General features: G+C 43.8%; 26 protein-coding genes. 14 read left to right on the top strand and 12 right to left on the bottom strand.

What is annotated here, in order from left to right; all coding sequences use genetic code 11:
* Nucleotides 1-280 precede the first annotated feature (280 nt).
* Nucleotides 281-2,185, bottom strand: a complete 1,905-nt coding sequence (gene htpG, locus R8O11_RS09485; RefSeq protein ID WP_017819957.1) for a molecular chaperone HtpG — start codon at nt 2,183-2,185, stop codon at nt 281-283.
* 271 nt (nt 2,186-2,456) lie between these two features.
* Here htpG and R8O11_RS09480 point away from each other — a divergent pair, with 271 nt between their 5' ends.
* From R8O11_RS09480 to R8O11_RS09465, 4 genes are read left to right on the top strand one after another with little or no spacing between them, the layout of a single operon-like run.
* Nucleotides 2,457-3,335 carry a transcriptional regulator gene (locus R8O11_RS09480; protein WP_033906920.1) on the top strand — a complete coding sequence of 293 codons (879 nt, stop codon included), beginning with the start codon at nt 2,457-2,459 and terminating at the stop codon, nt 3,333-3,335.
* Nucleotides 3,336-3,346: 11 nt separating this feature from the next.
* A complete protein-coding gene (gene toxS / locus R8O11_RS09475) occupies nt 3,347-3,862 on the top strand; it encodes a transmembrane regulator ToxS (RefSeq protein ID WP_005382091.1) in 516 nt (171 codons plus the stop codon).
* A 46-nt stretch (nt 3,863-3,908) separates the two neighbouring features.
* Nucleotides 3,909-4,664: a sulfite exporter TauE/SafE family protein gene (locus R8O11_RS09470; protein ID WP_033906922.1), complete on the top strand. Its 756-nt coding sequence runs from the start codon at nt 3,909-3,911 to the stop codon at nt 4,662-4,664.
* 21 nt (nt 4,665-4,685) lie between these two features.
* Nucleotides 4,686-4,964 carry a SelT/SelW/SelH family protein gene (locus R8O11_RS09465; protein WP_005382088.1) on the top strand — a complete coding sequence of 93 codons (279 nt, stop codon included), beginning with the start codon at nt 4,686-4,688 and terminating at the stop codon, nt 4,962-4,964.
* A gap of 39 nt (nt 4,965-5,003) precedes the next feature.
* Here the strand turns inward: R8O11_RS09465 and yfcE are convergent, their stop codons facing one another.
* From yfcE to R8O11_RS09435, 6 genes are all read right to left on the bottom strand, one after another.
* The gene (gene yfcE, locus R8O11_RS09460; RefSeq protein ID WP_005389637.1) at nt 5,004-5,549 is read right to left on the bottom strand and encodes a phosphodiesterase; all 546 of its coding nucleotides are present in this window, start codon (nt 5,547-5,549) and stop codon (nt 5,004-5,006) included.
* Nucleotides 5,550-5,624: 75 nt separating this feature from the next.
* Entirely contained in the window at nt 5,625-5,834 is a 210-nt protein-coding gene (locus tag R8O11_RS09455) for a hypothetical protein (RefSeq protein WP_005382086.1), read from the bottom strand.
* Nucleotides 5,835-5,983: 149 nt separating this feature from the next.
* On the bottom strand, nt 5,984-6,391 hold the full coding sequence (locus tag R8O11_RS09450; protein WP_031781352.1) for a CBS domain-containing protein: 408 nt from the start codon (nt 6,389-6,391) through the stop codon (nt 5,984-5,986).
* Complete coding sequence (locus R8O11_RS09445; protein WP_005382084.1) at nt 6,388-6,738, bottom strand: P-II family nitrogen regulator; 351 nt, start codon at nt 6,736-6,738, stop codon at nt 6,388-6,390. The genes R8O11_RS09450 and R8O11_RS09445 overlap by 4 nt, the downstream gene beginning before the upstream one ends.
* Complete coding sequence (locus R8O11_RS09440; RefSeq protein WP_005389639.1) at nt 6,728-7,519, bottom strand: DUF1538 domain-containing protein; 792 nt, start codon at nt 7,517-7,519, stop codon at nt 6,728-6,730. The genes R8O11_RS09445 and R8O11_RS09440 overlap by 11 nt, the downstream gene beginning before the upstream one ends.
* Complete coding sequence (locus R8O11_RS09435) at nt 7,516-8,250, bottom strand: DUF1538 domain-containing protein (protein WP_005382077.1); 735 nt, start codon at nt 8,248-8,250, stop codon at nt 7,516-7,518. The genes R8O11_RS09440 and R8O11_RS09435 overlap by 4 nt, the downstream gene beginning before the upstream one ends.
* A gap of 255 nt (nt 8,251-8,505) precedes the next feature.
* On the opposite strand from R8O11_RS09435, the gene R8O11_RS09430 reads away from it, so the two are divergent.
* The 5 genes from R8O11_RS09430 (at nt 8,506) to R8O11_RS09410 (ending at nt 13,161) form a co-directional block, all read left to right on the top strand.
* On the top strand, nt 8,506-9,420 hold the full coding sequence (locus tag R8O11_RS09430) for a TIGR01777 family oxidoreductase (RefSeq protein WP_318057208.1): 915 nt from the start codon (nt 8,506-8,508) through the stop codon (nt 9,418-9,420).
* A gap of 44 nt (nt 9,421-9,464) precedes the next feature.
* Nucleotides 9,465-10,292 (top strand): SDR family oxidoreductase, encoded by an 828-nt coding sequence (locus R8O11_RS09425; RefSeq protein ID WP_017819960.1) that lies wholly within the window; start codon nt 9,465-9,467, stop codon nt 10,290-10,292.
* Between the two features lie 472 nt (nt 10,293-10,764).
* Complete coding sequence (locus R8O11_RS09420) at nt 10,765-11,619, top strand: co-chaperone YbbN (protein ID WP_005388628.1); 855 nt, start codon at nt 10,765-10,767, stop codon at nt 11,617-11,619.
* 159 nt (nt 11,620-11,778) lie between these two features.
* Nucleotides 11,779-12,696: an SPFH domain-containing protein gene (locus tag R8O11_RS09415; protein ID WP_213886802.1), complete on the top strand. Its 918-nt coding sequence runs from the start codon at nt 11,779-11,781 to the stop codon at nt 12,694-12,696.
* 3 nt (nt 12,697-12,699) lie between these two features.
* Complete coding sequence (locus R8O11_RS09410) at nt 12,700-13,161, top strand: NfeD family protein (protein ID WP_017634826.1); 462 nt, start codon at nt 12,700-12,702, stop codon at nt 13,159-13,161.
* Nucleotides 13,162-14,001: 840 nt separating this feature from the next.
* Here R8O11_RS09410 and R8O11_RS09405 read toward each other — a convergent pair.
* The 3 genes from R8O11_RS09405 to zipA all read right to left on the bottom strand — a co-directional run bounded on the left by R8O11_RS09405 (nt 14,002) and on the right by zipA (nt 18,981).
* Entirely contained in the window at nt 14,002-15,411 is a 1,410-nt protein-coding gene (locus R8O11_RS09405) for a hypothetical protein (protein ID WP_005382055.1), read from the bottom strand.
* Nucleotides 15,412-15,921: 510 nt separating this feature from the next.
* Complete coding sequence (ligA, locus tag R8O11_RS09400; protein ID WP_064369049.1) at nt 15,922-17,934, bottom strand: NAD-dependent DNA ligase LigA; 2,013 nt, start codon at nt 17,932-17,934, stop codon at nt 15,922-15,924.
* 90 nt (nt 17,935-18,024) lie between these two features.
* Nucleotides 18,025-18,981, bottom strand: coding sequence for a cell division protein ZipA (gene zipA, locus R8O11_RS09395; RefSeq protein WP_064369048.1), 957 nt, complete (start codon nt 18,979-18,981; stop codon nt 18,025-18,027).
* Between the two features lie 251 nt (nt 18,982-19,232).
* Here zipA and cysZ point away from each other — a divergent pair, with 251 nt between their 5' ends.
* The 5 genes from cysZ (at nt 19,233) to crr (ending at nt 24,163) form a co-directional block, all read left to right on the top strand.
* A complete protein-coding gene (gene cysZ, locus R8O11_RS09390; RefSeq protein WP_025998633.1) occupies nt 19,233-19,976 on the top strand; it encodes a sulfate transporter CysZ in 744 nt (247 codons plus the stop codon).
* Nucleotides 19,977-20,140: 164 nt separating this feature from the next.
* Entirely contained in the window at nt 20,141-21,109 is a 969-nt protein-coding gene (cysK, locus tag R8O11_RS09385; RefSeq protein ID WP_047009545.1) for a cysteine synthase A, read from the top strand.
* A gap of 300 nt (nt 21,110-21,409) precedes the next feature.
* A complete protein-coding gene (locus tag R8O11_RS09380) occupies nt 21,410-21,667 on the top strand; it encodes an HPr family phosphocarrier protein (RefSeq protein WP_005382043.1) in 258 nt (85 codons plus the stop codon).
* A gap of 140 nt (nt 21,668-21,807) precedes the next feature.
* Entirely contained in the window at nt 21,808-23,532 is a 1,725-nt protein-coding gene (ptsI, locus tag R8O11_RS09375) for a phosphoenolpyruvate-protein phosphotransferase PtsI (protein ID WP_318194094.1), read from the top strand.
* Nucleotides 23,533-23,653: 121 nt separating this feature from the next.
* A complete protein-coding gene (gene crr / locus R8O11_RS09370) occupies nt 23,654-24,163 on the top strand; it encodes a PTS glucose transporter subunit IIA (RefSeq protein WP_005382041.1) in 510 nt (169 codons plus the stop codon).
* Nucleotides 24,164-24,259: 96 nt separating this feature from the next.
* Here the strand turns inward: crr and R8O11_RS09365 are convergent, their stop codons facing one another.
* Nucleotides 24,260-25,384 (bottom strand): flagellin, encoded by a 1,125-nt coding sequence (locus R8O11_RS09365; protein WP_318194093.1) that lies wholly within the window; start codon nt 25,382-25,384, stop codon nt 24,260-24,262.
* A 116-nt stretch (nt 25,385-25,500) separates the two neighbouring features.
* On the bottom strand, nt 25,501-26,028 hold a 528-nt coding region (locus R8O11_RS09360; RefSeq protein WP_256964111.1), incomplete at its 5' end, for a flagellin.

Here is a 26,028-nt window from a genome sequence, read left to right as displayed (position 1 = left end):
ACAATAGCTGACCTCTTAGACATCAAACCTGAGAAGCACCTGCAACGATAAGTTTCGGTATAACGTATATAGGCGAGCAAAAATACACGCCTTATTACTCACATTCAAGTCGCAGATTCTATCACAGGTTCTCTGAGCAAAGAGTGTATTAAGACTAAAGAATGTTAACAGTACCCTCTTTCACGCCCTATTGATTATTAACTCAGCAATTGAGATGCAAAATTTTGCGACAACAAACAAAAAGCTCGCGAAATGCGAGCTTTTTGATTTGCAGAGGTTATTACACCTTAGTCAAAAGTTGATTAACAGCTCCTAAGAACTCTGTTGGATCCTCAATAGAGCCTCGCTCCGCTAGCATTGCCTGACCAAGCAGAACTTCAACCCAGCGACCAAACGCTTCTTCATCGGCTTCGTCAGCCATACGCTTAACCAATTCGTGCTCAGGGTTTAGCTCAAAGATGTATTTCACTTCCGGCACAGCTTGACCAGCTGCCGCAAGAAGCTTCGCCATTTGAGTGCCCATTTCGTAATCGTCCGTTACCACAACAGCAGGCGTAGATGCGAGTTTGAAGGTCGTACGAACTTCTTTCACACGATCGCCTAGGTAAGACTTCGTGCGCTCTACAACCGACTTGAACTCTTCTTCGGTTTCTTTTTGCTTCTCTTTTTCTGCTTCATCTTCAAACTGACTTAGATCAAGCCCAGCTTTAGTGATTGACTGGAACTGTTTACCATCAAACTCAGTTAAGTAGTTCATCAGCCACTCATCAATGCGGTCGTACATCAAGATAACTTCAATGCCTTTCGCTTTGAACTGTTCTAAGTGAGGGCTGTTTTTCGCAGCTGCATAGCTGTCTGCCGTCAAGTAGTAGATCTTATCTTGACCTTCTTTCATGCGCTCAACGTAAGACGCCAAGCCCACAGTTTGCTCAGAAGAGTCCACTTCAGTTGAAGCAAAGCGCAATAAACCTGCAACTTTCTCTTTGTTTGCAAAGTCCTCCGCAGGGCCCTCTTTCATCACAAGACCAAACTCTTTCCAGAATGATTGGTATTTCTCTTCGTCATTCTTGGCCATACGCTCGAGCATCGTTAGCACGCGCTTAGTACAAGCATTACGTAGAGACTGAGTCACTTTATTGTCTTGTAAGATCTCACGCGATACGTTTAGCGGTAAATCGTTTGAGTCTATTAAACCACGTACGAAGCGCAAGTATGACGGCATAAATTGCTCTGCATCGTCCATAATGAATACGCGCTGTACGTATAGTTTCAAGCCTGATTTGTGGTCGCGGTTCATCATATCCCAAGGTGCTTTCGATGGGATGTATAGTAAGCTCGTGTAGTCGTTTTTACCTTCTACACGGTTATGACTCCAGACCAATGGATCGGCAAAATCATGTGATACGTGCTTGTAGAACTCTTGATACTCTTCTTCTGAAATATCAGATTTGTTACGCGTCCACAGTGCTTGGGCTTTATTGATTTGCTCCCACTTCTTCTCATCCGTTTCCTTGCCTTCGTCATCACGAACGACAGTTTGGATTGAAACAGGAATGCCGATGTGATCAGAGTACTTACTGATAACGTCACGTAGACGCCACTCATTCAAAAACTCTTTACCCTCTTCACGCATATGAAGAATGATGTCGGTACCACGTGACTCTTTGGTAATGTTTTCGATGGTATACTCACCTTCACCCGCTGAGTGCCATTGTACCGCTTCATCAGCAGCTAGACCGGCAGCGCGAGTGCGCACGGTAACCGCGTCAGCAACGATAAATGCCGAGTAGAAACCAACACCAAACTGACCAATAAGCTGAGAGTCTTTGCTCTGCTCTTCAGATAGCTTTGAGAAAAACTCGGCTGTTCCAGATTTTGCGATTGTTCCTAAGTGCTCAATCACATCATCACGGCTCATACCGATACCGTTATCAGAAATGGTTAAGGTATTTGCGCTTTCATCAAACGACAGTTTCACGCAAAGGTCTGCATTACCTTCGTATAGATCTGGGTTAGATAACGCCTGAAAGCGCAGTTTGTCTGATGCATCTGATGCGTTAGAGATCAGCTCGCGCAAAAAGATCTCTTTATTTGAATAAAGAGAATGGATCATTAAATGCAGTAGTTGTTTTACTTCTGATTGAAAACCACGAGTTTCTTTATTTTGAGATACGGTTTCGCTCATGTGTGCTCCATAACATCTAAACTAATTGGCTTTTTCATAGGGACAAGTTTGTGACTTTCCCCTTGAAATCACCTTACCGAGATGTCATTTAACATGTGGCTGACAAATGTAAATTCAAGGTCAATATTGCTAAAAACGGTGTTTTTTTAGAAAATTTTAATTATCCTACCCGTCTAAAAGCATCTAAAATGTCGTGCGCACTCCAAGCGCCCCGGTAATTTTGTGATATAAATCACCATAATTACAACATCATCCATCTAAGAAGAACTAAATGACTAACATTGGCACCAAATTTCTACTTGCTCAAAGGTTCACCTTTGATCCAAATAGTAATTCGCTCGCTGACCAACAAAACGGCAACGACGTTGTACGATTAGGAAGCAACGAAAGCCGTATACTTCTGATGTTGGCAGAGAGACCAAACGAAGTTTTAACCCGTAACGAGCTTCACGAGTTTGTTTGGCGTGAGCAAGGTTTTGAGGTGGATGACTCAAGCCTGACTCAAGCGATTTCTACTCTGCGTAAGATGTTGAAGGATTCAACAAAATCTCCAGAGTTTGTTAAAACGGTACCTAAACGTGGCTACCAACTCATTTGTTCAGTGGAACGCTTGAGCCCATTTTCTACTGACTCTAACACTGACGTTGAAGAAACCGCTTCTGAACAAGAAGTGCCAGCAGTGGAGTTAGAAGCGAGCGATACACCACCAACAGAGATAGTGACCGATACTACTGCTGATCTTGAGCCTCAAGTAGAGCCGACTAAAACTCAGCCGAAGCCAGCATCTAACACGATTAACTGGCTACCGCGTGTCATTATCTTTTTGTCTCTGCTGCTTCCTGTTTGCGTATTGTTATTCACGAACCCTGCGGAATCCCAATTCCGTCAGATTGGTGAGTATCAAAATGTACCAGTGATGACACCTGTAAATCACCCTCAAATCAACAACTGGTTGCCCTCAATAGAGCAATGCATTGAGCGCTACGTGAAGCACCATGCAGAAGACTCGTTGCCAGTGGAAGTGATTGCCACTGGCGGACAAAATAACCAGCTGATTCTGAACTACATTCATGACAGTAACCACTCTTACGAGAACGTAACACTGCGTATTTTCGCAGGTCAAAACGATCCAACAGACATCTGCAAATAAAGGAGGCCAATATGAAGATTAAATTAGCATCTGCGGTTTTGGCCGTATCCGTTCTTTTCAGTAGTTGGTTGTATTGGGGAAGTGACCTAAAAGTGGAGCAGCTCCTCACAGCAAACGAATGGCAGTCGACCATGGTGACAGTCATTACAGACAGCTTGCCTGACGATACTGTCGGCCCACTACGCCGAGTTAATGTTGAATCAAACGTGAAATATCTCCCTAATGGTGACTATATTCGCGTAGCAAATATCAAACTATTCGCTCAAGGTTCAACCGCAGAATCAACGATAAATATCTCGGAAAAAGGCCGCTGGGAAGTAAGTGACAACTATTTGTTGGTCTCGCCTTCGGAGTTTAAAGATATTTCATCTTCTCAATCAAAAGACTTTTCCGAAGCACAGCTACGTTTGATTACTCAAATTTTTAAGCTAGATGCGGAGCAAAGTCGTCGTATTGACGTCGTGAACGAAAAAACACTATTGCTCACTAGCTTGAACCACGGTTCTTCGGTACTGTTTAAAAACTAATTTTGATTGGATGATAAGGGGGCAAGACGCCCCCTTTGTTTTGCTTATGGATTGGCTAGATACCCTTACCCTTTTTTTCGGTTCACTAATCGCCAACACGCTGGCTTCACTTTCTGGTGGCGGAGCAGGCTTGCTTCAATTCCCTTTACTCATCTTTCTCGGCTTACCGTTCTCCGTTGCGCTAGGCACACATAAGGTGGCTTCGGTTGCTTTAGGCTTAGGCGCAGCAAGCACGCATTTAAGATCAGGCACTATTAAATGGAAAGTCGCGCTCTACCTTATCTTGTCCGGTAGTATTGGCGTGATTTTAGGGGCTAACTTAATTGTACAGATCCCTGATGGTATCGCGGAAAAGATGCTCGGCACGATGATCCTAGCGCTAGGTATCTACTCGCGATTTAAGACATCGCTAGGCCAAGCTGAAGTAATACGTAACCGTCATCCTATCGGTTGGGTTATTGGTGGAATTGGCTTACTGTTTATCGGCATCATTAACGGATCTCTTACCGCAGGTTCTGGTTTGCTCGTGACACTATTTTTGGTGCGCTGGTTTGGTTACGACTACAAACAAGCCGTTGCTTACACCATGATTTGTGTCGGCCTGTTTTGGAATGGCATTGGAGGCATTGCCGTCGTACAGGCAGGGGCGCCTATTCACTGGGCTTGGTTACCTGTTTTATTGTTAAGCTCTTTTCTAGGCGGCAGTTTAGGCGCATGGGCCGCGACTCGATACAGTAACAGAGTGATTAAAGTTGCATTCGAAATTCTCACGTTTGCGGTGGGCATCAAGTTGCTGGTTTAAAAAGATTAAAAGGAAAGTTTCATGGATAAAGCAATCATTGATATTTATTACTGCCGCCAGTGCAACTGGATGTTGCGTTCAACTTGGCTATCGCAAGAATTACTGCATACTTTTAGCGAAGAAATAGAAACAATCAGCTTACACCCGGACACAGGTGGTCGCTTCGAAATTTTCTGTAATGGCCAGCAAATTTGGGAACGGAAAAAAGACAGCGGCTTTCCTGAAGCCAAGGTGCTAAAACAGCGCGTTAGAGACATTATCGACCCAGAACGCGATTTAGGACATTCAGACACAAAATAGGGAGCAATTCGCTCCCTATTTTTTTACTTAGTAAAACCGTTAAATCATGGTTTGTGCTAATACTTCGCCTTCTGGCGTTTTTACCGTTAGCTTATTGTCTTCTAGAGTACCAAAGCTTCTCGGTAAGCCATTACGTGGGAATGTCATCGAGCCTGGGTTGAATATAATGGCTCCATCTTGCATCTCTGCGACGGGAACATGTGTATGCCCGTGGGCGATGATATCACCTTCGCGCAGTGGCGGCCGTTTTTCAGAGTTGTACAAGTGACCATGAGTCAAAAAGATTCTCTTGCCAGATTCAAGTAGCACCCATGAGTAATCCATCATCATTGGAAACTTCAATAGCATTTGGTCCACTTCACTATCACAGTTGCCACGTACAGAAATAATTTGATCACTGTATTGGTTCAATAAGTCTGCTACCTGTGGAGGGTTGTAGCCTTCTGGAATAGGGTTTCGCGGCCCATGGTTTAGCGTATCTCCTAGCAAAATCAGGTGGTGCGCACCAGAGGCCAAAAATAGATCAATGGTTTCTTTAGTTGCTGGCAAAGAGCCATGCAGGTCTGAGGCAAAAAATAGTTTCACGACATCGTCTCCTCAAAAAGTATGAGGTCATTCTACGGCATTTTTTTAGCAGCTCAACCTACGACGGTTTGAATACTACTGATAGCGCAATGATTCAATGACCATAGGCAAAACATAGAACCATGCTGCATACGCTGTTCCAACCAACACCAGTATCCAAAACACCATCGACATAAATTTTGATTTGGCTAGATGGTGCAGCGGATCGGGCTCTCCGCATCCTGGACATGCATGAGCGCGTTTTGAGATTTGTTTCTCACACACGGGGCAAGAGACTAAAGGCATGATACAGATTCCTCGACATTAGGCTTAGGGCGCAAAGAATAATGGTGAATTAACACATATGCAACCTAACATATATTAAATATTTTAGTTCTTTGTAACAGTCGCTGACTTGAGAAAAAATTCGTTGATTTTTCATTTATATCAACCTATTACACTTCTTCTCGCACCATACCATTGATGACAATATTGTTATAACTCACCATCCCAATGACCTCGCCACTTTCAATGACCGGCGCTCTGCTTATGCCAAATCGCTCAAACAAACGGGCACAATATTTTACGTTCATATCTGGTTCGACACACAAAGCGGGCTTGGTCATGATTTCATAAATATTTGTGCGCTGAGGAGAACGATTATTCGCCAGCACCTTTTTGGCGATATCATTCATCAACACGATGCCATATTCATCATTATCATCTCGCTTTTTCACCACCAGCGCTTTGACTTGGTATTTTTTCGCTAGCGTTATGCCTTCGTATACGGTCATCAGTCCATCAACCATTACATACGTTGCCGCCATAACATCTCGAACTCTAATTATCGTTTGACTGCTCATAATTCATCCTCAACCACTTTGGTCAACGTTTCTACTTGATGCGCGACACCGACTGCATCTTCAATATCGATCTGAATAGCAATCCCCTGTCCCGACTCTCTGTCAAATTCACCAACCTCATTAATGGTTTCTAATATGTGTCGAGAGAGATGTTCCTCGACCACAAACAGCAGCACATCTTTTTGCACTTCTAGCGTTAAACCAAAAAACGTTCGCTTTTGATTTAAACCTTGCCCGCGAGCATTGTTAATCACTGTTGCACCGGTCGCACCAGCATCGCGTGCAGCGTCCAACACCTTGTCTGTTTTGCTGTCTTCAACAAACGCAAGTATCAATTTAAAGCGCATTTTCTTCTTCCTCCGAGATGTTTTTATTCAGCCACTGGGTTATTTGCGCATAGCCCATCACAGAGATCATAGGAAATAGACTGGCAAACGCGATCAAGCCAAAGCCATCAATCATTGGGTTTCTTCCAGGGACGGTCGAAGCAAGCCCTAACCCTAATGCAGTTACAAGTGGGACAGTGACAGTAGAAGTTGTTACGCCTCCAGAATCGTAGGCGAGTGGAACAATAAGCTTGGGAGCGTAAAACGTTTGAATCACAACGACGATGTAACCCGCGATGATGTAATAATGAATGGGATCGCCCACGACAATCCGGTAACTCCCTAATGCAATACCAATTGCCACCCCAAACGCAACGGCTACGCGCAAGCCGTTAATACTGATACTGCCTCCAGAGACTTGGTTTGCTTTTATCGCTACAGCGATTAAAGAAGGCTCTGCAATCGTGGTACTAAAGCCTATAAAAAAGGCGAAGGTGTAAACCCAATAATAGTCGACCCACATTAAGGCTTTCCCTACAGATACTTTGAACTCTTGTAAAAACTCCGGCGCCGTTAATTGCACAGCCATCGTCTCCCCAAGTGGAAACAACGCCATTTCTAATCCAAGTAAAAAAAGAGCTAGCCCGAAAATCACATAAACGAACCCAAGCAAAACTTTCTTAAGGTTGCTAACAGGACGCCTTAACACCGCTAACTGAAAACCAAAAATAATGCTGGCGATGGGAACGACGTCTCGAACGGTCGATAATAAAGTGTCTAGGAAATGATCAATTGAAATCATGTTACGACCATTCCGTAAACCATCACAAACATCATCGGTAACAGCGAGGCAAAAGCGATTAAACCAAAGCCATCCACCATAGGGTTACGCCCTTTAATAGAAGACGCTAAACCGACGCCCAGTGCAGTGACCAGAGGTACTGTTATGGTGGACGTGGTTACACCTCCGGAATCGTAAGCGACACCAATAATGGCTTCAGGTGCAAACCACGTCAGTATTACAACGCCGACGTAGCCACCAATGATCATGTAATGAATCGGCCACCCTTTTAAGATACGCAAAACACCGATAACGATGGCTATCCCCACTGAGAGAGCTACTGTTACTCGAAGTCCTTCTCCGTAATCCTGCATGGACTGCTCTGAGTTAGCGATCATTCCGCCCTCTGCCGCAACTTCTGAGGCTTCTTCCGCTACCGCGGTTAATGCAGGTTCAGCTATCGTGGTGCCAAACCCCAAACAAAACGCAAAGACTAATAACCAAAACACGCTGCCTTTTTTTGCAAAGGCTTGAGCCATACTCTCTCCGATAGGAAAAAGACCAAGTTCTAGGCCAAAGATAAAAAAGGTTAATCCTAAAACGACAAGCAACAAGCCAAAAAGAATGGAGACCAGGTTGGGCAGTGGCTCTTGCAAAACGACTAATTGGAAAAAAGTGATAACAATGATGATGGGTAATAAGTCACGAGCACTATTGAGGAGCGCTCGAAAAAGCGCAACAAATGCTTCCATGCCTATCCTCCTTGATTTTGCAAATTGATTACGCTCGTTCCAATGAGCGATAACTTCTAGTCTGGCATAGATTTCACTCTTCTACCGTGAATGCACTAGCGCCATCTATAACATTTAGTTACATATTTTCTAATATGTGAAGTTAATAGTATCTCTGCCAGCTTGTCACTATCCCAGAAATAATGGTGTTGAGATGATCAAGCTAAGCACAAAGCGACTATAATGTTCTAATACGTGTACATTCAAAGAGATAACATGAAGATATTACTCACAGGTGGCACTGGGTTTATTGGCTCGGAGTTGCTCAAGCTGCTATCAACTCACCAGGTTATGCTACTTACACGCTCTCCAGAGCGAGCAAAACAATGCCTACAGCATGCTGATCTGGGTAATATCGAATACCTTGACTCGCTCGAGTCGTTCGCCGATCTCAATCACGTTGATGCCGTCATTAATCTTGCAGGTGAGCCTATTGCGGATAAAAGGTGGACCAGCGAGCAAAAAGAAAAAATCTGCAAAAGTCGTTGGAAAATTACCGAGCAAATTGTTGAGCTGATCCACGCTAGTACCGAACCTCCTTCTGTTTTTATTAGTGGCTCGGCAGTTGGCTACTATGGTGATCAACAAGATCATCCGTTTGATGAGTGCTTACATGTTAATAGCGACGGCTTTCCTCACGAGGTATGTGCAAAGTGGGAGCAAATAGCCAAGCGCGCAGAGTCGGAACAAACTCGGGTTTGTCTAATGAGAACTGGCGTGGTACTCGGCCTTAATGGTGGTGCGTTGGCAAAGATGCTATTACCTTACAAGCTTGGCGTAGGCGGCCCACTTGGGAACGGTAATCAGTACATGCCTTGGATTCACATCCTAGATATGGTCCGCGCCATCATGTACTTGCTTGAAACACCACATGCCCACGGTGCATTCAATATGTGCGCCCCCCACCCTGTGACTAATCGTATATTCAGCGGCACACTAGCTAAAACGCTAAAACGTCCGCATATCTTGTTCACGCCTAAATGGGCGATGGAACTCCTAATGGGAGAATCTTCCTGCTTGTTGTTTGATAGCATGAGAGCCAAACCCAAAAAACTCACCGAACTGGGCTTTAAATTTAGCTACTCCAGAATAGAGCCAGCACTCAAGCACTTGCTTCATGAACGGAGCTGATGAATGATGGCTCTAATCAATGTTTCTGAGTCTTAAATTAAATTATGAAAAAATCGATTCTCATTACGGGTTGTTCAACCGGCATCGGTTACGTGTGCGCTCACGCCCTACAAAACAAGGGATTTAATGTCATTGCATCTTGTAGGAAAGAACAAGATGTCCAGCGCCTAATTAATGAAGGGCTAACCTGCATCAATCTAGACCTAAATAGCCCAGAAAGCATTTCTTCGGGCGTGAAGCAAGCGCTAGAGTTAGCAGAAGGTAAGCTTTACGCAGTGTTCAATAATGGTGCCTATGGTCAGCCCGGAGCACTGGAAGACTTACCCACCGAGGCTCTTCAAGATCAATTTCAGACCAACTTTTTTGGTTGGCACCAGTTGGTCAGAGAAGTGCTTCCCCATATGCGCCAGCAAGGCGAAGGACGCATCATACAAAACAGCTCTGTTCTTGGTTTTGCCGCAATGAAATACCGTGGTGCCTATAATGCATCAAAATTTGCCTTAGAAGGCTGGACAGATACGCTCAGGCTAGAGCTTGCGGATACGAATATCAAAGTAGCATTGATAGAACCAGGACCGATCGAAACTCAATTTAGAAACAATGCATTACGAGCCTTTGAGAAGTGGGTTGATATTGAATCTAGCCCCCATCGTGATGCTTATGAAGGACAAAGAGAGCGACTCAACAACGACAAGTCTAATAATCGATTTGTTTTGCCTGCAGAGTCTTGCATCGCACCAGTTCTTCATGCATTAACTAGCGTTTCACCGAAAATTCGTTATCGAATTACTACACCGACTAAATTATTCGCAGTCTTGAAAAGACTATTACCAACCCGTGCACTTGATAAAATTTTGCGACAGGCTGCATAAAAAAGTTTTGTCGAAATGTAATTTCACCGTAACAATGTGATGTCATTATGAACATGTAGGTTAAAAAAACCTCAACTAAACGAATCAATTTCTACGCAATTCAGCGGGGATTCTTTCGCCCAAAGTGATTGAGTTGCTTAGATTTGGTATCGCCACCCATTACGTTTTGTAGCAATGTTTATACTACTGCGAGGCAACAATGACATTAAATCAGCTTAACTGGCTTAGTGTGGGTGTAGTGTTGACCATGTTCATCCTATTTTGATACCGCACTAACAAATAGCATTAGAATTGCGCTGCTTCGGCAGCGTTTTCTTTTTATCTAACACCTGAGCAGCAATAACCTCACTCTATTACCTCACGTTTTCTCAAAATAGAATGATTCATTATTGATGGTGAATGTCGCTTGAATTTCACCTAAATCAACTCCATATCTAATATCAACGACAAGACACAAGGCAAGGATACTCTGATGCAATCCCCATTTATCGTTGAGATAACAGAACAGAACTTTCGCGAAACGCTTGAAGGATCAATGAACACGCCCGTTTTGATCCACTTTTGGGCCAACGCTCAGCCAGAAAGCGCACAGATACTCCCTGAGTTGCAATCTCTTGCTCAACAGTACAACGGTGCATTTACGCTTGCTCTACTAAATTGTGAAGATCAGCCCGCTTTAGCGTCTCAATTTGGCGTGCAAGTATTGCCAACTATCGCGCTGTTTATAAATGGTCAAGCCGTCGATGGTCTGGGAGGCCCCCAGCCAATTGATGCCATTGCTACCATGCTACAAAAGCATTTGCCAAGCCCAGATGAACAACTATTAAAACAAGTCAGTGAACTTCTTCAGCAAGGTGAGCATGCTCAGGCTTTGAGCATCATCCACACTTTGCCGCCAGAGCTGCAAGAGCGTGGTGATGTGAAACTCGCGATGGCTGATTGTTTGCTAGAAACCAAACAATTTGATATTGCCCAAGAACTACTGAACGCTATCCCTCTCGAGTATCAAGATAACTACTACAAGAGCCTAATAGCCAAGCTCGAGCTGCATTTGCAGGCTGCAGATAGCCCTGAGTTACAGCGACTAGAACAAGCATACGCAGCAGACATGGCAAACTTCGAACTCGCTTGTGAATTGGCGGTACAATACAACCAAGTTGGTCGGGATGAAGAAGCGTTGGAACTGCTGTGGAATATTCTTAAAAAAGACTTGGGCGCCCAAGACGGTGACGTGAAGAAGACTTTTATGGATATTCTCAGTGCGCTAGGTCAAGGTAACGCATTAGCAAGCAAATATCGTCGCCAGCTTTACTCAATTTTGTACTAAGCGCCGCATTCTTCTAAGAATAAGACAACAAAGGCCGGGATTTCCGGCCTTTGTCATATAAAAAACCAATAACCTCTCAAAGGTCTCAGAACTTCAATTGTCTATTGTCTATAAATAGGTAAAAATGGATCGAACATTATGCACTTAAGGGAATAACTCATGCCAATTGATTCACTGATCACCATCGGTATTTTCGTCGTTCTTGCTGTCGTTATCTTATCTTCAGCCATTAAAACGGTTCCGCAAGGAAACAACTGGACAGTTGAACGCTTCGGACGCTACACCCACACATTAAAGCCGGGTTTAAACTTGATCATTCCATTCGTTGATAAAATTGGTCAAAAAGTAAACATGATGGAGCGCGTTCTCGATATTCCTGCGCAAGAGGTCATTTCAAAAGATAACGCTAACGTGGTTATTGACGCTGTCGGATTTGTTCAAGTGATCGATGCTGCCAAAGCGGCTTATGAAGTCAACGACTTAGAACACGCTATTAGAAACTTGACCCTTACGAACATTCGTACCGTTTTAGGTTCAATGGAACTGGACGAAATGCTGAGCCAACGCGACATGATCAACTCTAAGCTGTTGGCGATTGTTGACCAAGCAACAAACCCTTGGGGCGTAAAAGTCACACGAATTGAGATTAAAGATGTCCAGCCACCAGCCGATCTGACCGCTGCAATGAATGCGCAAATGAAAGCCGAGCGTAATAAGCGTGCGGAAATTCTTGAAGCAGAAGGGGTTCGCCAAGCTGAGATATTAAAGGCCGAAGGTCATAAACAATCAGAGATATTAAAAGCTGAAGGCGAAAAGCAGTCTGCTATTCTCCATGCAGAAGCACGTGAGCGTGCCGCGCAAGCAGAAGCAAAAGCGACTTACATGGTTTCCGAAGCCATTGCAAAAGGTGACATGCAAGCCGTCAATTACTTCATTGCACAGGGTTATACCGAAGCGATCAAGAGCATTGGTCAAGCCGAAAATGGTAAAATCATTATGCTTCCATTAGAAGCAACCGGACTAATGGGCTCGGTTGCAGGGATAGCAGAAATGTTTAAACAGCAAGATAAAGAATAATTTATGGACTTTTTTAGTTTGTTGGAAGGTATCTCTTTCTGGCATTGGCTAGCGTTTGGCTTTGCTCTTTTAGCAGTTGAGCTACTTGGTACCGCAGGGTATTTTCTCTGGCTCGGGATGTCTGCACTTATCGTTGGAGCACTCATGACCGTTTTGCCAATGAGCTGGCAATTGCAATGGCTTTGCTTTGCAAGCTTCAGCTTAATCACCACCTGGCTTTGGTGGCGACGACAATGGTCTAAAGACAAGCAAGAAGACCAAGAAAGAGATCTGAACCAAAAGTACAAGCAGTTAATTGGGCGTACTCTTATCCTTGAAGAAGACTTTTCCGTCGGGCTCAATCGCATCAAGGTAGCCGATACCACATGGTCCGCACAATCGGATCAAGCACTTCCAGCCGGTACCCGCGTAAGAATCACCGATGTTGAAGGTATTATTTTAATCATTGAGCCTGATTCTAATTAATTTATGCCAAAGTAATGGGGCAAATCATGCTCCATTACTTTAATCTAAACAACTGCTTTCATTTCATTACCTTAATTAAAATCGAGAAAAAAATAAGTATTAGTAATATTATTAATACCCTACCTACCATTTCCTATTATTTAATTATTCAACACACGACAATCAATAAGATAGAAATATATCTAGGTAAATTATCTATCTAAATTTATTTTAAAAAATAAAACTTTATTGAATTATTTTTTGATCTTTTTATCCTCGGATACATACTTAACGCATAAGCATTTAAGTTGAGTGCTTTTTATTTGGTAAGTAAGAGGATGTACTATGAATAAGCTTCTCTTTTTAATGTTGTGCGGTATTTTTTCTTTTTCTTCCTTTGCCTACAACAACGGAAACGGCGGTACAACTAATTTGGGACCTATAGTCGAATGTAAGATGCCAAGTGGCGACGTTACGAATATTCCAAGTGAAATGTGTCGATTTAGAGGTGGGGAATGGGAATAGTAAAGAAGTAAGAGCTTAGTTTGATATAAGAGCCCTATTCAACCTTGCCTTTCTGCGTAGTCACGGTTTATACAAGCACGTAGATATTTAAAGTTTATATTAAGGTGATTATTATGAGATTTTTATCTGGTCTATTAGTAATATCTTTTGCCATAATTCCGTTAACCACTCATGCTAATGGTGCATCCGGTGGTCGTACGTTAGGCCCAGAGATAAAGTGTGAGTTGCCAAACGGTAATGTACATATGTTGCCACCGTTATATTGCAAAATATACGACGGCCGAGAAGTGAAATAGAAAAGGAGCCTAGCGGCTCCTTTTATTATCTAATTAAGTATTAGTGGAAGCTGTAAGGGATAAGAACTTGTAGACGTAAGTCTGTTTCATCCGCATCGCCAGCACCTGCGTACTCATCACGTTCTAGGATTGTACCGTGTAAACGAATGGTAGAACCTTTAAGCGCGCCACTTTGTAGTGAGTAAGATACTGTTGCGTTAACTGCGTATTCGCTTTCGTAATCCCAGTCACCTGATGCTCCGCTTGCTGCAGAGTCAGCGCCAGTACCGTAACCAAAGCCTAGGTAGTAGTTCCAGCCGTTACCTTGGTTGTAAGATAGACGGTTGTACCATGCTAGCTCACCCGCTTTGTTCCAGTCAGACAGCGCGTCCCACCACTGAGACCAAGTACCATTGTTCATACCATATGTATGAATAGTACGAGGAACGAAGTCCGCACGGTTATCTGTGTCTGTGTAGCGCAACTCAGACATCCAAGCTAGCTTGCCGAAAGATTGATTCAAAGATAGACCAGTGTGGAAACCTAGACCATCGTATTTCACATCATCGTCAACACCGTAGAAATCAAATGCTAGAGTTGTACGGTCACTAACAGTGTACTTCAAGTAAGCCTTGTAAGAAGTGTTGTCAGTTTCGTTGTGGTAGCTAGTTACTTGACCTGCACCCCAGTCAACACCATTTGCATATTGAACGCCAGTAGCTTGACCCAAACCAAGTTGCATAAACAAGCTGTCAGTTAGGTTACCGTTTAGGCCTAGAGAGTGTAGGTAGCTCCATGAAGTGTCAGACCAAAGCGCTGGTGCGTAATCATCTTCGTGAAGCAGCCAAGGTGCTGTAAATTGGTCTGCGCCAAAGTAGCTTAGGTTGAAATCACCAAGTTTAGCGTTTAGTTCGAAACCACGGTAAGTACCAGGTACAAAGCTCCAAACGTTACCGATTGTACCGTTACCACCAGCCTGTAACATACCGAAACGAGCATTAAAGTTTTCGTTTGCTTTGAATTTCAGCGCTGCTTTGTAAACTTTAAGCTGCTGACCATCACCTGCACCCCAGTCTAGGTTGTTACAAGTTGAGATTTCGTTACATAGGTAGCCTTCGTTTGAATTGTAAAGACTATCGTTGTAAAGATCGCCAGAGTAGTAAGCCGCAACATCTGCGCCCACCCAACCATCGTGGTAGCCAGAAGTGAAGTCTAAAATTGCGTTGTAAGAAGAGTAGTTTAGACGACTCCAACGGTCACCATTTTCACCGCCGGGCTTACCTGTTGTACGAGTTCGTGAACGAGTATCAACTATGAATAATGCATTCAGACTTGAGTCTTGCATAAATTCGTTCACTTTCTCTACGTACTCGCCACCTGCTGCACTTTCAGTAGACGCTGTAGCTGGAGCGACAGCAACAACACCAAACATTGCTGCGGTTAACGCTGAAACCTTAAAAAATTTGTCCATGGAAAAACTCCTAAAAATGGATATAGCTGTATTTTTCTATCTCACCTTTAGTTGGCCGCCGAAGGAGAGAAGTAAATTCCTGATCAAACCTCATTATTTCTAATTTGGCTTTTTTTAGTTCCTGCATACACACCGTGTATCCACGTGATTAAGACTAACTTCGCAGCTAAAAACATCCAAATGGAACTTATTTTTTTTCTAAAAAAATATGAGCCACTCCAAAGTTCCATATAACTTATTGATCCAGATCTTATTTTTAACAACACCAACACAACTCAACAAAATATCATTTAAAATCAAACATTTAAATTTAGCCTGAAAGTATCAACTTGAAGTCACTCGCAGACTAAAAAAGCCCAAAAAACCAATAACCCAAGGTTCGATCTTGATCACTGAAAAGAACAAAGGCATCAATTACTCAATAAAAAAACACTTAATTATGAACAAGAAAAAGCCCCGCATGCTTACCATACGGGGCTTTTAGTTATTTTTTAGCTTTTTTGAGAAGACTTAATTCATCAATTCGAGTAAGTCTTGTTCTGTTTTAATTTCGATACCCAGTTCTTGTGCCTTTGCGAGCTTCGAACCTGCATTTTCACCAGCAAACAAAATATCGGTTTTCTTAGAAACACTACCCGTCACTTTAGCCCCCAGTGCTTGGAGGGCTTCTTTGGCTTCTGTACGCCCCAGTTGAGAAAGTGTTCCCGTTAATACTACTGTTTTACCTTCTAATGGTAATTCCCCCACCTGCTCAGTAGTATTAATCTCTGGCCAATGAATTCCTTGTTCAAGCAAATCTTTAACCACCGCTTGGTTCTGTTCTTCACTAAAGAAAGTCGTAATATGTTGAGCAACCACAGCACCGATGTCTTGCACTTCAATCAACTGCTCTTCGGTAGCATTTTGGATCGCTCCCAACGTTTTAAAGTGCATTGCTAAGTTTGCTGCGGTTGCCTCGCCAACTTCACGGATCCCCAGTGAATACAAAAACCGAGGTAAAGTTGTTTCTTTGGATTTTTCTAACGCATTCACAATATTCTGCGCAGACTTTGGCCCCATGCGATCTAGTACGGTTAAAATCCCCGCTGATAACTTAAATAAGTCAGCAGGAGTTTTCACCATCTCACGATCAACAAGCTGCTCGATCACTTTATCGCCTAAACCGTCAACGTCTAACGCTTTACGAGAAACAAAGTGTTTTAGCGCTTGTTTGCGTTGGGCTTGGCAAACTAAGCCCCCCATACAACGTGTTACCGCTTCTCCTTCGATCCGCTCAACATGCGAACCACAAACAGGACACTGAGTTGGGAAAACAATATCTCGAGCTGTTTCTGGTCGACGCTCTTTGATGACAGAAACGACTTGCGGAATAACATCGCCAGCACGGCGGATCACAACGTGATCACCAATCTTGACTTGCAGACGTTCTATCTCATCTGCGTTATGAAGCGTCGCATTACTTACCGTTACCCCACCAACAAATACAGGCTCTAGTTTAGCAACAGGTGTAATCGCACCAGTGCGACCGACTTGGAACTCCACTTCATTCAGTGTCGTCATTTCTTCCTGAGCTGGAAATTTGTAGGCAATCGCCCAACGTGGAGCGCGAGCAACAAAACCCAGACGCTCTTGCACGGCAATATCGTCAATTTTAATAACGACACCATCGATCTCATAAGGGAGGGCATCACGACGCTGCAATATATCTTGGTAGTAAGCTTTTACATCCGCCAAGCTTTCAACTCGCTTAGTTTCCGGACACATTGGCAGTCCCCAAGATTTGATTTGCAAAAAGCGTTCGTAATGACTTGCTGCCAATTCTGCACCTTGCACCACGCCTACACTGTATGCATAGAAGCTAAGCGGACGAGAAGCCGTAATACGTGAATCCAATTGTCGTAAGCTACCTGCCGCAGCGTTACGTGGATTAACAAAGATTTTCTCGCCTTTCTTCCTTGCTAATTCATTGAGCTTTTCAAACCCAGCTTTCGGCATAAAGACTTCACCACGAACTTCAAGACGATTTGGCCAGTCATTACCTCTGAGTTTTAAAGGAATGGCTTTAATCGTACGCACATTCTCTGTGATGTTTTCACCCGTAGTACCATCGCCTCGAGTGGCCGCCTGAACTAATACGCCACTCTCATATAACAAACTTACGGCGAGTCCATCCAATTTAGGCTCACAACAGTATTCTTTCACACTCTGGCTGCCCACGCGCTCTTGTGCGCGCTTGTGGAAACTATCAAGTTCACTATCATCAAACGCGTTATCAAGCGAAAGCATCGGTACTTCATGTGTCACTTGGCTAAACGCAGAGAGAGGTTGTCCACCGACACGTTGGCTTGGCGAGTCTACGGTTATTAAGTCAGGGTTCTCAGCTTCAATATCCAGTAACTCTCGCATTAAACGGTCGTACTCGGCATCAGGGATCTCTGGGTTATCTTCCACGTAGTAACGCACAGCGTGGTAATGCAACGACTCTTTTAGTTCTTCTAGTCGCTGAAGTACTGATTCAGACATAGTAAAGCCCCGTGTATTTTCAATCGGTGAGGTTGGGAAATCCAAGAAAAAGGGCTCCATCCGGAGCCCTATTATTATTTGCTGTTAAGATTATGCGTTAGCGGCAGTAAACTCAACTATTTGACGTCGATAAGATGCTAAACGATCTGGCGTCATTAAGTTGCGCTGGTCATCAAGTACGTTACCACCTAAGTCATCAGCAATTTGCTGCGCAGTTCGAAGCATTAAGTTGAAGTTCTGTTCAGCCTCGCCATAACAAGGCAATGTCATGAAGAATGAAATACCCTTCGTTGTAAACTCAGCAGGATCAGCATGCTCAAACGTACCAGGGTGCATCATATTAGCGACGCTAAACAGCACTTTGCCGTTACCGGACAAGTCGACATGACGGTGGAAAATATCCATCTCGCCATAAATTAAGCCGTTTTGTTGCATACTCTCAAATAAAGCAGTACCAACAAATGGCTCTTCACCCGCACAGTGCACATTCAATACAATCACTTGCATTTCAGATTCTGGCTTTGGCTCTTCCTTAGGCTCTGCAACGACAGGCTCACTAACCGTTTCGACTTGCTGTTCTTTCTCCGTAATATCAAACGCGGCGGGAATAGCGTCTTCTTCCACAGCGGGCTGGAATGGCTCTTCAGCTACTGTTGCTTGAACAACAGGCTCAACGTCCTCTTCTTTATCTTTTTCTGCAACAAATGAAGGGATGTCATCCGGCTCCTGCTGCGTCTGTTTGACTTCAGATGGACCACCGAATAACGGGTCAGATTCAAACTTGTTGTCGAAAGAGCTCGCCATCCCAAAATCTGGTTCTTTGCGATCTTTGCGAATGATCTCAAAGTCATCTTCAGGAGCGGGAGCGAAGTCTCGTTCTTTCTCAACAAGATCATTTTTGTCTTCTTGGTTAACATCCAGCTTACCAAGTGGCTTGTTACCAAACTTTGCTTTGCCTTCTTTTTTACTGCTCCATAAACCATGAAACAGTAATGCCGCGATGGCTAATGCGCCAACAACAATGAGTACGAATCGCAATTCCTGCATTATTTACTCTCAATATACTTGTTTTTACTACTCGCAGTTCCTTGAGCAGCAACCCAAGTGCAATAAATCTGAATGATACGTTTACTTTACCAAAACTATATGTAGATTTAGAACAACTTAATGCAAGAAGTTCCGTTTTTTGTTGTGATTCTTGCCACGATTCCACTTAACAAGACGTCATTTGTCAGGGCATTGAAAGAAAAGTCCTCACAGGTACAATGAGTTTTCATTTACACGAAGCCAAAATAGACATGAAGCAAAACAATCAGCAGAGAACCGGGTTCGGTTATTTTCTATACGGGATACAATTGGCACTTGCCCCTAAAATCAGGCGCTTTGTCATCTTACCTCTACTTGCAAATATCTTGCTTGTAGGTGGTGCCATCTTCTATCTATTTTCAAACCTTAATATATGGATAGAAGGCTGGATTGGGCAGCTGCCTGAGTTTTTATCCTGGTTAACTTACATTCTTTGGCCTTTACTCGCTCTGACGATACTCGCTACCTTCTCCTATTTTTTCAGCACGCTCGCGAACTTTATCGCCGCGCCATTCAATGGCCTCTTGGCTGAAAAAGTGGAAGAGTACTTAACGGGACAAAAAGTAAATGATGATGGTTTCACTGCCGTCCTGAAAGATGTTCCTCGCGTTTTAGCTCGTGAGTGGAGAAAGCTCCTTTACATTTTACCTAAAGCAATAGGCCTATTCCTGTTATTGCTCATCCCTGCCCTTGGACAAACAGTAGGCCCATTTTTATGGTTTATCTTTACCGCCTGGATGCTCGCGATTCAATATTGTGACTACCCGTTTGATAACCATAAAATCCCATTTAACGACATGCGTTACAAATTGAAACAAAAGCAAGGTAAGGCCTATGGCTTTGGGGTATTGGTGTCTGTGTTTACGACGATCCCAATTTTGAACCTCATTGTCATGCCTGTAGCAATATGTGGTGCAACCGCTATGTGGGTCGCGGAGTTTAAGCACCAACGATAGTCGACTAGAGATTAAGGAAAGGGATCAGCGCCAGCTTTTCCCTTTTCTTTTATCAAGTTCTGGGCCAACCTAATAAGATATAACTTTTTAATCCTTTTCCCTTTTTTTCATACCGCATATTCTTCTATCCATATTCACACAACGTGTAATGAAGGAACATCACTATGAGCAAAATCTACGAAGATAACTCTCTTACTATTGGTAATACACCTCTCGTTCGTCTAAACAAAGTAAGCAACGGCAAAGTTCTTGCGAAAATTGAAGCGCGTAACCCTAGCTTCAGTGTTAAGTGCCGTATCGGTGCAAACATGATTTGGGAAGCAGAGAAAGCGGGGCTTCTTAAGCCAGGTGTAGAGCTTGTAGAACCTACCAGTGGTAACACAGGTGTTGCTCTAGCATTCGTAGCGGCCGCTCGCGGTTACAAGCTAACATTGACCATGCCTGAATCAATGAGCCTAGAACGCCGTAAGCTACTTAAAGCACTGGGCGCCAACCTTGAGCTGACTGAAGCGGCGAAAGGCATGAAAGGGGCGATTGCTAAAGCAGAAGAAATCGTAGCAAGCAACCCTGAGAAATACCTACTTCTTCAACAATTTGACAACCCTGCGAACCCAGAGATCCACGAAAAGACTACGGGCCCTGAGATTTGGGAAGCGACAGACGGTGAAATCGACGTATTCGTTGCTGGTGTCGGTACGGGCGGTACTATCACAGGTACAAGCCGTTACATCAAAGGTGAAAAAGGCAAAGCCATCACTTCTGTCGCAGTTGAGCCAGCAGAGTCTCCAGTTATTGCACAAGCACTTGCTGGCGAAGAAATCCAACCTGCTCCGCACAAAATCCAAGGTATCGGTGCTGGTTTTATCCCAGGTAACCTCGATTTAGACATTATTGACCGTGTTGAGCAAGTTACCTCAGAAGAAGCGATTGAGATGGCTCGTCGCCTAATGGAAGAGGAAGGTATCCTAGCTGGTATCTCATCAGGCGCAGCGGTTGTTGCAGCGAACCGACTTGCGGAACTACCTGAATTTGAAGGAAAAACAATTGTAACTGTCTTGCCAAGTTCCGGTGAGCGTTACCTAAGTACAGCACTCTTTGCAGGTATCTTTACCGAAAAAGAGAACCAACAATAATATGTGTTCAAATCAATTTTTAGTTTAAAAAAGCCCCGTTTAGGGGCTTTTTTGTTGATCCCTGCCCTACCTTTGGTAATATCAGGGTGTTTTATTTCTAGCTTCAAAATAAAGAAGCAGAACACAAAAAGGTTTCAAAGTGATTACGCACGCAAACAGTTGCGTAGTTACCAAACTTTTGACTAGTATCAGAACTGACGCGCTTTGAACTCTTCCCGTGCTAGCGCACAAGATGTAAAGCAGTTAAGCTAAAATCTGGTCACAAACTAACAAAAAAATACATTTATTGGGGTATATCACATGTACGAGAAGCAAGTAGAAATCACAGCAGAAAACGGCCTTCACACTCGTCCAGCTGCACAGTTTGTTAAAGAAGCGAAAGCATTCGACGCAGACATCACTGTGACTTCTAACGGTAAAAGCGCTAGCGCTAAGAGCCTGTTCAAACTACAAACACTAGGCCTAGTAAAAGGTACTCAAGTTACTATTTCTGCTGAAGGCCCACAAGCTCAGCAAGCAGTTGACCACCTAGTTGCTCTAATGGACCAACTACACTAATCCGGTCTCCTACTCCAGAAGCCATTTTGTGAAAGCAAAATGGCTTCGTTGGAAATAGGCTCAAAACTAAGCTAAAACTATTCGTTAGCGCACCCATTATTCTCCCGTTTTATAAAGTTGACCAAACTTAAGGTAAGGCTATGATTTCAGGCATCCTAGCATCTCCTGGTATTGCAATCGGTAAAGCACTACTACTTCAAGAAGATGAAATTGTCCTAAACACAAACACTATTTCTGACGATCAAGTAGAAGCTGAAGTTCAGCGTTTCTTTGACGCTCGTAACAAATCTGCAGCTCAGCTAGAAACTATCAAGCAAAAAGCGCTTGAAACGTTTGGCGAAGAAAAAGAAGCGATCTTTGAAGGTCACATCATGCTTCTTGAAGACGAAGAGCTAGAAGAGGAAATCCTAGCACTTATCAAAAACGACAAGATGACTGCTGATAACGCTATCCACTCAGTGATCGAAGAGCAAGCATGTGCTCTTGAGTCTCTAGACGACGAATACTTAAAAGAGCGTGCAACTGACATCCGCGATATCGGTTCTCGTTTTGTTAAGAACGCACTAGGCATCAACATTGTTTCGCTTAGCGATATCAACGAAGAAGTAATTCTTGTTGCTTACGACCTAACGCCATCTGAAACTGCACAAATCAACCTAGACTACGTGCTTGGTTTTGCTTGTGATATCGGCGGTCGTACATCTCACACTTCAATCATGGCTCGCTCACTTGAGCTTCCAGCTATCGTTGGTACTAACGACATCACGAAGAAAGTTAAGAATGGCGACATGCTGATTCTTGACGCAATGAACAACAAGATTGTTGTTAACCCATCAGAAGCTGAGCTAGAAGAAGCGAAAGCGGTTAAAGCAGCATTCCTAGCTGAAAAAGAAGAGCTAGCGAAACTGAAAGACCTACACGCAGAAACGACTGACGGTCACCGTGTAGAAGTTTGCGGTAACATCGGTACAGTGAAAGACTGTGACGGTATCCTTCGTAACGGCGGTGAAGGTGTTGGTCTGTACCGTACTGAATTCCTATTTATGGACCGTACTGCGCTACCAACTGAAGAAGAACAGTACCAAGCGTACAAAGAAGTTGCGGAAGCAATGAACGGTCAAGCTGTGATCATCCGTACTATGGATATCGGCGGCGATAAAGATCTCCCATACATGGATCTTCCAAAAGAGATGAACCCATTCCTAGGCTGGCGCGCTGTACGTATCAGTCTAGATCGTCGTGAAATCCTTCGTGATCAGCTACGTGGCATTCTACGTGCTTCTGCACACGGCAAACTGCGTATCATGTTCCCAATGATCATCTCTGTCGAAGAAATCCGTGAGCTTAAGAAAGCGATCGAAGAGTACAAAGAAGAGCTACGCGCTGAAGGCCACGCGTTCGACGAAAACATCGAAATCGGTGTTATGGTTGAAACTCCTGCTGCTGCTGCGATCGCACACCACTTAGCGAAGGAAGTGTCTTTCTTCTCTATCGGTACAAACGACCTAACTCAGTACACGCTAGCGGTTGACCGTGGTAACGAGATGATTTCTCACCTATACAACCCACTATCACCAGCTGTACTTACTGTGATCAAGCAAGTTATCGACGCTTCTCACGCAGAAGGTAAATGGACTGGTATGTGTGGTGAACTTGCAGGTGACGAGCGTGCAACACTTCTACTTCTAGGTATGGGTCTGGACGAGTTCTCAATGAGCGGCATTTCAATCCCTAAAGTGAAGAAAGTAGTTCGTAACTCTAACTTCGCAGAAGTGAAAGCAATGGCTGAAGAAGCCCTTTCTCTACCGACAGCAGAAGAAATCGAAGCCGTGGTAGAAAAGTTTATTGCTGAGAAAGCTCAGTAATCGGTAGTACCAAGTAATTCAATACTTAATGGCCATTAGACGGCGAAAAAAGTCGTCTAATGAGCTATATTGGTATACTATAATTCGACAGAATAAAACCAAACCTTAGGAGCATGACACAATGGGTCTGTTTGACAAACTTAAGAAGCTTGTATCTGATGACAGCGCTGACGCTGGTGCTATCGAAATCATCGCGCCACTTTCTGGTGAGATTGTAAACATCGAAGACGTGCCAGATGTTGTTTTCGCTGAGAAAATCGTTGGTGACGGTATTGCTATCAAGCCAGCAGGCAACAAAATGGTAGCTCCTGTAAACGGTACTATCGGTAAGATCTTCGAAACTAACCACGCGTTCTCTATCGAGTCTGACGACGGTGTTGAGCTTTTCGTTCACTTCGGTATCGACACAGTTGAACTAAAAGGCGAAGGCTTCACGCGTATCGCTGAAGAAGGTCAAACTGTTAAAGCTGGCGACACTGTAATTGAATTCGATCTAGCTCTTCTAGAAGAGAAAGCGAAGTCAACGCTAACTCCAGTTGTTATCTCTAACATGGACGAAATCAAAGAGCTAAACAAGCTTTCTGGTTCTGTAACTGTTGGTGAAACTCCAGTTCTACGTGTAACTAAGTAATTTTTACTTAATCGAACACGAAAAAACGCTGCCATTGGCAGCGTTTTTTATTACCTGAAATTTTGTTTCTAATCGACTTACATCAATGAAATCCGCTCAGCTAAGTAATCCAAGTGCCGAACTCGGCCTTTGCTTTGCCTGAGCCAATAATGCTGTTGTCGCATCTTGGAGCACTTGAGAACGCACCATTTCCGTAGATTCTCTTGCGAAGTCTGTATCTCTTATTCGACTCTTGGACTCTGTAACACTCCGATTCACAGTATTTAAGTTATCCATCGAGCCGTTTACACGGTTCTGAAAGCTGCCAATTTCACTTCGGTGCGAATCAACGTACTTAATTGCTGCATCAATCACCCCAACTGAAAGCTGAGCCTTACCTGCCGTCGACATATCAATGTCATCCATTGTGACTAATTGACCAGCGCTCACATCAAGCTCATCCGCTAAACTCCCATCGAGAAGCACACCCTCTGGCGCATTCATCGTAGAAGCGAAGAATTGCAGTTCGTTGTTTTCCGTTACTGAAGCATTCACTATCGATTGTTGAGCATTGATGTAAGTGGCGACCTGTTCTATACGGTCACCCAATTTGAGTCCAATGGATTCCGTTTGGGTTTGCCCTTTACTGTCTTGGTATTCGACTTTTAGGGTTTGGTTATCTTTAGTGACTCGCCAATCTTTATCGACCGCATCACCAACATAATGCTGCCCTCCCATCTCTGGGATATGGCTACGCATGTTACGTAACGTCAAAGAGATTGAATTAGCGTTCGCGCCAATATGGAAACTTTGTGAACCGTAAGATCCATCAAACAGGTTTTTATCCGCAAATGTTGTCGTGATCGCGACACGATCAAGCTCATCTTGCAGCGCTACGACCTCATATTGAATACTTTGCCGATCACTTGAGTCATAACTGCCGTTTGCTGCTTGAAGCCCCAGAGAGCGTAAGCGTTGCAATATGTCACTGCTTTCGTGCAATGCTCCCTCCGCTGTTTGAGCAACAGAAAAAGCGTCGTGTGCATTTCTTAAGGCGACATCAAGCCCTCTCGTTTGTACATGGAGAGTATTCGATATCTGTAAACCTGCCGCATCATCGCTCGCCGAGTTGATTCGAAATCCCGAAGTTAGGTCGCGTTGTGACTCAACATTTTGCGCAGCTGCTTGACTCAGGTGTCTCTGCGCCACCATCGCAGAAACATTGGAATTTAAAGAGATCATCTAATCGATATGAATGCCTTATCGAACATACTGTCAGGACATATCTGAATCGTTATAGCTAATAAGCAAAAAGCCAGGGATGAGCCTGGCTTTGGTTTCTTGCTTTGTAAAATTGATTAACCTAGCAGACTTAGCGCTGAGTTTGGCGCTTGTTTCGCTTGCGCAAGGATTGAGCTTGACGCTTGCGATAGAATTTGTGACTTGGTCATTTGAGTCGTTTCTTTCGCAAAATCTGTATCTTTGATACGGCTCTTCGACGCGTTCACATTCTCGTTAATGTTGTCCAAGTTGCTGATTGCATGGTTGAAACGGTTCTGGAATGCACCCAGCTCTGCGCGGTGGCTGTCTACGTATTTCAGTGCCGCATCGATGATAGCAACAGATTCTTGTGCGCCACCAACTGAGGTTACGTCAATAGTATCTACCGTCACTTTTTTACCTTCGCCCAAACCTAGCTCACCAGATAGGCCGCCTGAAAACTCGACTTCGCCTTCGACTTTGTTGTTGCCAGCAAAGATTTGCAGTTTACCGTCTTGGTCTACTGAGGCTTTCACTAGGTCAGTTTGACCGTTAATGTAAGTCGCAAGCTCTTCGATATCGTCACCCGCTTTTGCGCTGATGTTGATTTCTTGCTCTTGGCCGTA

The organism is Vibrio sp. 1288 (assembly GCF_033344475.1).
Note: the sequence above shows the minus strand (reverse complement) of the source record. Positions and strands in the feature narration are given on the sequence as shown.

What these genes read in the sequence shown, in the direction of transcription:
- htpG (WP_017819957.1), bottom strand. Translation starts at nt 2,185, where the DNA reads ATGAGCGAAACCGTATCTCAAAATAAAGAAACTCGTGGTTTTCAATCA.
- R8O11_RS09480 (WP_033906920.1), top strand. Translation starts at nt 2,457, where the DNA reads ATGACTAACATTGGCACCAAATTTCTACTTGCTCAAAGGTTCACCTTT.
- toxS (WP_005382091.1), top strand. Translation starts at nt 3,347, where the DNA reads ATGAAGATTAAATTAGCATCTGCGGTTTTGGCCGTATCCGTTCTTTTC.
- R8O11_RS09470 (WP_033906922.1), top strand. Translation starts at nt 3,909, where the DNA reads ATGGATTGGCTAGATACCCTTACCCTTTTTTTCGGTTCACTAATCGCC.
- R8O11_RS09465 (WP_005382088.1), top strand. Translation starts at nt 4,686, where the DNA reads ATGGATAAAGCAATCATTGATATTTATTACTGCCGCCAGTGCAACTGG.
- R8O11_RS09455 (WP_005382086.1), bottom strand. Translation starts at nt 5,834, where the DNA reads ATGCCTTTAGTCTCTTGCCCCGTGTGTGAGAAACAAATCTCAAAACGC.
- R8O11_RS09450 (WP_031781352.1), bottom strand. Translation starts at nt 6,391, where the DNA reads ATGAGCAGTCAAACGATAATTAGAGTTCGAGATGTTATGGCGGCAACG.
- R8O11_RS09445 (WP_005382084.1), bottom strand. Translation starts at nt 6,738, where the DNA reads ATGCGCTTTAAATTGATACTTGCGTTTGTTGAAGACAGCAAAACAGAC.
- R8O11_RS09440 (WP_005389639.1), bottom strand. Translation starts at nt 7,519, where the DNA reads ATGATTTCAATTGATCATTTCCTAGACACTTTATTATCGACCGTTCGA.
- R8O11_RS09435 (WP_005382077.1), bottom strand. Translation starts at nt 8,250, where the DNA reads ATGGAAGCATTTGTTGCGCTTTTTCGAGCGCTCCTCAATAGTGCTCGT.
- R8O11_RS09430 (WP_318057208.1), top strand. Translation starts at nt 8,506, where the DNA reads ATGAAGATATTACTCACAGGTGGCACTGGGTTTATTGGCTCGGAGTTG.
- R8O11_RS09425 (WP_017819960.1), top strand. Translation starts at nt 9,465, where the DNA reads ATGAAAAAATCGATTCTCATTACGGGTTGTTCAACCGGCATCGGTTAC.
- R8O11_RS09420 (WP_005388628.1), top strand. Translation starts at nt 10,765, where the DNA reads ATGCAATCCCCATTTATCGTTGAGATAACAGAACAGAACTTTCGCGAA.
- R8O11_RS09415 (WP_213886802.1), top strand. Translation starts at nt 11,779, where the DNA reads ATGCCAATTGATTCACTGATCACCATCGGTATTTTCGTCGTTCTTGCT.
- R8O11_RS09410 (WP_017634826.1), top strand. Translation starts at nt 12,700, where the DNA reads ATGGACTTTTTTAGTTTGTTGGAAGGTATCTCTTTCTGGCATTGGCTA.
- R8O11_RS09405 (WP_005382055.1), bottom strand. Translation starts at nt 15,411, where the DNA reads ATGGACAAATTTTTTAAGGTTTCAGCGTTAACCGCAGCAATGTTTGGT.
- ligA (WP_064369049.1), bottom strand. Translation starts at nt 17,934, where the DNA reads ATGTCTGAATCAGTACTTCAGCGACTAGAAGAACTAAAAGAGTCGTTG.
- zipA (WP_064369048.1), bottom strand. Translation starts at nt 18,981, where the DNA reads ATGCAGGAATTGCGATTCGTACTCATTGTTGTTGGCGCATTAGCCATC.
- cysZ (WP_025998633.1), top strand. Translation starts at nt 19,233, where the DNA reads ATGAAGCAAAACAATCAGCAGAGAACCGGGTTCGGTTATTTTCTATAC.
- cysK (WP_047009545.1), top strand. Translation starts at nt 20,141, where the DNA reads ATGAGCAAAATCTACGAAGATAACTCTCTTACTATTGGTAATACACCT.
- R8O11_RS09380 (WP_005382043.1), top strand. Translation starts at nt 21,410, where the DNA reads ATGTACGAGAAGCAAGTAGAAATCACAGCAGAAAACGGCCTTCACACT.
- ptsI (WP_318194094.1), top strand. Translation starts at nt 21,808, where the DNA reads ATGATTTCAGGCATCCTAGCATCTCCTGGTATTGCAATCGGTAAAGCA.
- crr (WP_005382041.1), top strand. Translation starts at nt 23,654, where the DNA reads ATGGGTCTGTTTGACAAACTTAAGAAGCTTGTATCTGATGACAGCGCT.
- R8O11_RS09365 (WP_318194093.1), bottom strand. Translation starts at nt 25,384, where the DNA reads ATGATCTCTTTAAATTCCAATGTTTCTGCGATGGTGGCGCAGAGACAC.